The sequence below is a fragment of the Pseudomonas sp. 1 R 17 genome (assembly GCF_900067035.1).
Lineage (GTDB): Bacteria > Pseudomonadota > Gammaproteobacteria > Pseudomonadales > Pseudomonadaceae > Aquipseudomonas > Aquipseudomonas marginalis.
The window spans coordinates 124924-131011 of record NZ_FKLB01000057.1; the positions used below are offsets into that span (position 1 = coordinate 124924).

Here is a 6088-nt window from a genome sequence, read left to right on the forward strand (position 1 = left end):
ATGACTGAATTGATTCGCGTCGAAGACCTGCGCGTGGTCGCCTGCGGCGAGCGCGGCGAGGTGGAAATCGTCAAGGGCGTGAGCTTTGCCCTGAAACAAGGTGAAGTGCTGGCATTGATCGGCGAGTCCGGCTCGGGCAAGACCACCATCGCCCTGGCCTTGCTGGGGTATGCACGGCGCGGGTGTCGCTTGTCCGGCGGCGTGGTGCAGGTCGGCGAGCACGACATGCTCGCCCTGGGCGAACACCAATTGCAGGGCCTGCGCGGCAACCGTGTGTCCTATATCGCGCAAAGCGCCGCCGCCGCATTCAACCCGGCGAAAAGACTCATCGACCAGGTCATCGAAGGCGCACTGATCCACGGCCTGGGCACGCGCGCCGAGCTGCACGCCAAGGCTATCGGCCTGTTCCGCGACCTGGCGCTGCCGGGCCCGGAACGCATCGGCCAACGCTACCCGCACCAGGTCTCCGGCGGGCAGCTGCAACGGGTGATGGCGGCGATGGCGCTGATCAGCGACCCGCTGCTGGTGGTGCTCGACGAGCCGACCACCGCCCTGGACGTGACCACCCAGATCGACGTGCTACGCGCCTTCAAACGCGTGGTGCGCGAGCGCGGTGCCACGGCGGTGTACGTGTCCCACGACCTCGCAGTGGTGGCGCAAATGGCCGACCAGATCGTGGTGCTCAACGGCGGGCAGATCCTCGAACAGAGCGCCACGGCGCCGCTGCTCAATGCCCCGACCCACGCCTACACCCGCAGCCTGCTGGCCGCCGCACGGCCCGACACCACTATTCGCCCGCCCTGCGGCGTCGCCGGGGAGGTACCGCTGCTGACCATCACCGGCCTCACCGCCGGCTACGGCAACAAGAACCTGCACGGCATGCCGTCGATTCGGGTATTGGAAGACATCGACCTCACCGTGCGCCGTGGCCAGGCCATCGGCGTGATCGGCGAGTCGGGCTCGGGCAAGTCCACCCTGGCCCGGGTGGTGGCGGGGTTGCTGACCCCGGCCCTCGGCGGCCTGGCCTTCGACGGGCAACCCTTGGGCGGCAGCCTCGCCGAGCGCACCCCGGAACAGTTCCGGCGGATCCAGATGGTGTTCCAGAACGCCGACACCGCGCTCAACCCCATGCACAGCGTGGCGGCCATCATCGGTCGACCGTTGAAAATGTATTTCGGCCTCAAAGGCACGGCGCTGCAAACCCGCATCGGCGAACTGCTCGACCTGGTGCGCCTGCCCCGGGACCTCGCCGAACGGCGCCCGAATGAGCTGTCCGGCGGGCAAAAGCAGCGGGTCAACCTGGCCCGCGCGCTGGCGGCCAAGCCCGACCTGATCCTCTGCGACGAAGTGACCTCGGCCCTCGACACCGTGGTGGGGGCGGCGATCCTCGAACTGCTGCGCGACCTGCGCCAGCAACTGGGGGTGTCGTACCTGTTTATCAGCCACGACATTTCTACCGTGCGCGCGCTGTGCGATGACATTGTGGTGATGTATAGCGGCCGCAAGGTCCAGGCCGGCAGTCGCCAGGCGTTTGCCGAGCCGCCGTTCCATCCCTACACCGACCTGTTGATTCACTCGGTGCCCGAGTTGCGCCAGGGCTGGCTGGAAACCTGCGGTACTGCAGGCGACACGCTGCCAGCGCTCGGCGAGCGGGCCAATGGGCCGGAACTGTGCACCTTCCTCAATCGCTGCCCGGTGCGCGTCGACGGCCTGTGCAACCGCACCGCGCCGCCGCGCCGCCGCCTTGACGACGGTGGTGAAATCCTTTGCCACCACGACAGCGCCCATTTGCTGGATACCCAGCAGGACGTCAACACCCTCACTGTGGGAGCCTATGCATGAACGGGCGTTTTGTGAGGCTGGCCGAACAGGGCCGGCCGACGGTCAGCCTGACCGTGGATGGCGCCGCCGTCCAAGCCCTGCAGGGCGACACCTTGATGGTCGCGCTGCTGACCCAGGGCAACGCGCTGCGCCAGTCGGAATTCGACAGCGGCCGCCGCGCCGGTTTCTGCCTGATGGGCGCGTGCCAGGATTGCTGGGTGTGGACCCGCAGCGGCGAACGCCTGCGCGCGTGTTCCAATGAAGTCCGTGACGGGCTGGACATCGTTACCACACAACCGGAGGCGACATGGCCACTGCACGGGTAGTTATTGTGGGCGCCGGACCGGCCGGGGCGCGCTGCGCCGAAACCCTGCTGGCGGCCGGGATCAAACCGATCCTGATCGATGAAAACCGCCGCGACGGTGGCCAGATCTATCGGCGTCAGCCAGAAGGCTTCACCCGCGACTACGCGACCCTGTACGGCAGCGAGGCCGCCAAGGCCCAGGCGCTGCACCAGAGTTTCGACCGCCTGCGCGACGCCATCGACTACCGCCCCGACACCCTGGTGTGGAACCTCACGCCGGGGCAACTGTGCTGCGTGAGCCAGGGCCGCCACACCACGGTGGATTACGATGCACTGATCCTCTGCACCGGCGCCACCGACCGCCTGATGCCCATCGAGGGCTGGCAACTGGCGGGCACCTACAGCCTGGGCGGGGCGCAGATCGCCTTGAAAAACCAGGCCGTGTCCATCGGTCATCGCGTGGTGTTCATGGGCAGCGGGCCGTTGCTGTACCTGGTCGCCAGCCAGTACGTGAAGGCCGGCGCCGAGGTGGCGGCGGTGCTCGACACCTCGCCTCTGAGCCTGCGTCTGAAAGCCTTGCCCAAACTGCTGGCGCGGCCTGGCGTGCTGTTCACCGGGATCAAGCTATTGGCGCAACTGTACCGCGCCAAGGTGGCGGTGCACCTGGGGGTCAAGCCGCTGCAAGTGATGGGCGACGCGGCCAATGGTGTAAGCGGTGTGCGCTTTACCACTGGCAACGGGCAGACCGTCACGGTGCAGGCCGATGCCGTTGCGCTGGGTTACCACCTGCGCCCGGAAACCCAGCTGGGTGACCTGGCCGGCTGTCGCATGGCGTTCGATGAGGCATCAAGCCAATGGTGGCTGGCCACGGATGACGCCGGGCGCACCTCGGTGAAGGGCGTGTACGCGGCCGGTGACGGTGCGAAAATTCGCGGCGCCGATGCCGCCGAGCATGCCGGGCGCCTGGTGGCGCTGGCGCTGCTGGAAGACCTGCAACAACCGGTGGACACCGGCCTGCGGGATGAGCAACAGCAGGCCCTGGCGGTGATGGATCAATTCCGCCTGGGCCTGGCCCAGGCGTTCCCGTGGCCGAGCGAACAGGCCAAGGCGTTGCCGGACAGCGCCATCGTGTGCCGCTGCGAGATGATCAGCGCTGGCGAGCTGCGGCGCACGGTGAAAGAGAAGGGCGCCTGCGAAGTCAATCGCGCCAAGGCGTTCAGCCGCGTGGGCATGGGTCGTTGCCAGGGGCGTTATTGCTCCCAGGCCGGGGCCGAAGTGATCGCCGCCGCTGCCGGCGTGCCGGTGCAGGCGGTCGGGCGCCAGCGCGGCCAGGCGCCGGTCAAACCGTTATCGATGCTGATCACCGAGGAGGTCTCGTCATGAGTGTGCAAAAAGCCGATGTGGTGATTGTCGGCGGGGGTCTGATGGGCTCGGCGACTGCGTTTTTTCTGCGCCGTCGCGGGCAGTCGGTGATCCTGCTGGAGCGCGACCAGATCGGCCAGTACGCCAGTGGTGTGAACTTCGGCAATGTGCGCCGGCAAGGGCGTTTCCTCGGCCAACTGGCTCTGGCCAACCGCTCGTGGGCGCTGTGGAAGCGCCTGCCGGAACTGATCGACGACGACCTGGAATTCATCCCCAGCGGGCATATGCGTGTGTGTTACCGCGAGGATGAAATTGCCGAGCTGGAGGCCTACGCCGCCGCACCGGAAGCGCAACAACTGGACCTGAAGATTTATGGTGGCGCCGAACTGCATCAACGCTTCGGCTTCCTCGGCCCGGACGTCAAGGGCGGCTCCTACGCGCCCCACGATGGCCATGCCAACCCGCGCCTGGCCGCGCCGGCGTTTGCCCGTGCCGCCCGGCGCCTGGGCGCGCAGATCGAAGAACGCACCGAAGTGGCCGAGGTGCAGAAGGTCGGCGCCGACTTCCAGGTCACCACCACCGACGGCCGCCAGTTCCACGCCGCGCAACTGTTGATCACCGCCGGCGCCTGGGGCCAGAAGCTCTCGGCGCAGTTCGGCGAACCGGTGCCGCTGGACACCCACGGCCCGCAAATGGCCGTGACCGAGCCGGTGCCTTATGCCTTGCCCACCGTGATCGGCGTGTACACCAAGGTGCCCGAAGAGGTGATCTACTTCCGCCAGATTCCCCGGGGCAATATCGTCATCGGCGGCGGCTACCGCAGCAAGCCGGACATGCTCAACCGCCGCGCCTATGTGGAACCGCGCAGCATCCTCAACCAGGTCAGCCAGATGCGCCGCCTGCTGCCGGGCGTCGGCAACCTGAACATCATCCGCGTGTGGAGCGGCATCGAAGGCTACCTGCCGGACTCGCTGCCGGTGATGGGCCCCAGCGGTACGGTTGACGGGCTGTTCTATGCCTTCGGGTTTTGCGGCCACGGTTTCCAGCTTGGCCCGGGCGTCGGCGATGTGATGGCCGAGCTGCTCGCCACTGGCAGCACCAGTACCCCGATCGAGCCATTCTCCATCACCCGGTTCGCCCTACCTGACGAGCAACGGAGCCAGGCCTCATGAAACCCCGCGTATTGGAGATTCTGAAACAGCTGATGGCCTTCGACACCGTGTCATCGGAGTCGAACATGGCCTTGATCGAGTATGTGCGCGACCTGCTGCTGACCAAGGGCATCGACTCGCTGATCGTCAAGGACCCCAGCGGCAAGAAAGCCAACCTGTTCGCCAGCACCGGGCCCAGGGAACAGCCCGGTGTGCTGCTGTCCGGGCACACCGACGTGGTGCCGGCGGCGGGGCAGGCCTGGACCTTTCCCGCCTTTGCCGCCACCGTGCAGGACGGGCGCATTTATGGGCGTGGCAGCTGCGACATGAAGGGCTTTATCGCCCTGGCCATCGACGCCATGCTGGATGCCGCCGACCACAGCCTGAACCGCCCGCTGCAACTGGCCCTGTCCCATGACGAAGAGATCGGCTGCGTCGGCGTGCGGCGCTTGCTCGACGTGCTGCACCTGGCGCCGGTACGGCCGTTTCTGTGTGTGATCGGCGAGCCGACCAACATGCAGTTTGTCCTCGGACACAAGGGCAAGGGGTCCTACCGCACGTACTGCCGAGGCCAGGAGGCGCATTCATCCCTGGCGCCGCGCTCGGTCAACGCCATCCACGTGGCTTGCGACTTTATCGCCGCCCTGCGTGACAGCCAGCAGCAGTTGCAACGCCATGGTGCCCAGGACAATGACTATGACGTGCCCTACAGCACCGTGCATGTGGGCCAGATTATCGGCGGCAAGGCGCTGAATATCGTGCCCAACCTGTGCACCCTGGACTTCGAAGTGCGCAACCTGCCGGCCGACGACCTGGACGCGTTCCTGGAGCAGATGCGCGAGCGCGCCGAGGTGATCGTGCGTGAGGCGCAGAAGCTGTCCAGCGTGGCGGCCATCGAGATCGAAACGATCAACGTCTATCCTGGCCTCGACACCCACCCCAGTGTCGAGGCGGTGCACTTTCTCAAGCAATTCGCCGCGCCGGGCACCGGCACCTCCAAGGTCTCGTTCGGCACCGAAGGCGGCCTGTTCAAGCAGCGCCTGGACGTACCGGTGGTGGTGTGCGGGCCGGGCTCCATCGAGCAGGCGCACAAGCCCGACGAGTTTATCGAGATCAGCCAGATGGACGCCGGCGAGCGCTTTTTGCAAGGCTTGCTCGGTTCGCTGACGGCCTAGCAGAGCCTGCCGTCCTGAACGCAATTTCAGCACGGCACGCTGCTTTAACCGCGCTTTCGGCATCCTCGTTTGCGGCGCCTCCCTAGACTGGAGCGTGTCTCGGATCAGGACTCGACCATGCTCAAGAATCGCTTGCAAGACCCCAGCCTGCTGGCTGAACTCGCCTATGTAGATGGCCAGTGGATCGCTGCCGACAGCGGCGCCACCCTGGACATCCGCGACCCGGCCACCGGCCACTTGATTGCCCAGGTGCCGGCCATGGACGCGGTGGACAC

5 protein-coding genes and 1 pseudogene are annotated in these 6088 nt (G+C 66.6%); all 6 read left to right on the top strand.

Annotated features, from left to right (window positions below; genetic code table 11):
* Positions 1-1842 carry an ABC transporter ATP-binding protein gene (locus tag BFP99_RS20890; protein WP_065948062.1) on the top strand — a complete coding sequence of 614 codons (1842 nt, stop codon included), beginning with the start codon at positions 1-3 and terminating at the stop codon, positions 1840-1842.
* A complete protein-coding gene (locus tag BFP99_RS20895; protein WP_053138839.1) occupies positions 1839-2147 on the top strand; it encodes a (2Fe-2S)-binding protein in 309 nt (102 codons plus the stop codon). Before BFP99_RS20890 ends, BFP99_RS20895 begins: the two co-directional genes overlap by 4 nt.
* Positions 2129-3508, top strand: a complete 1380-nt coding sequence (locus BFP99_RS20900; RefSeq protein ID WP_065948063.1) for an FAD/NAD(P)-dependent oxidoreductase — start codon at positions 2129-2131, stop codon at positions 3506-3508. Before BFP99_RS20895 ends, BFP99_RS20900 begins: the two co-directional genes overlap by 19 nt.
* Positions 3505-4659 carry an NAD(P)/FAD-dependent oxidoreductase gene (locus BFP99_RS20905; protein WP_065948064.1) on the top strand — a complete coding sequence of 385 codons (1155 nt, stop codon included), beginning with the start codon at positions 3505-3507 and terminating at the stop codon, positions 4657-4659. Before BFP99_RS20900 ends, BFP99_RS20905 begins: the two co-directional genes overlap by 4 nt.
* Positions 4656-5813, top strand: a complete 1158-nt coding sequence (gene argE, locus BFP99_RS20910) for an acetylornithine deacetylase (protein ID WP_065948065.1) — start codon at positions 4656-4658, stop codon at positions 5811-5813. The genes BFP99_RS20905 and argE overlap by 4 nt, the downstream gene beginning before the upstream one ends.
* A 117-nt stretch (positions 5814-5930) precedes the next feature.
* Positions 5931-6088 (top strand): annotated as a pseudogene (locus BFP99_RS33720) (succinate-semialdehyde dehydrogenase (NADP(+))); the annotation flags it as partial.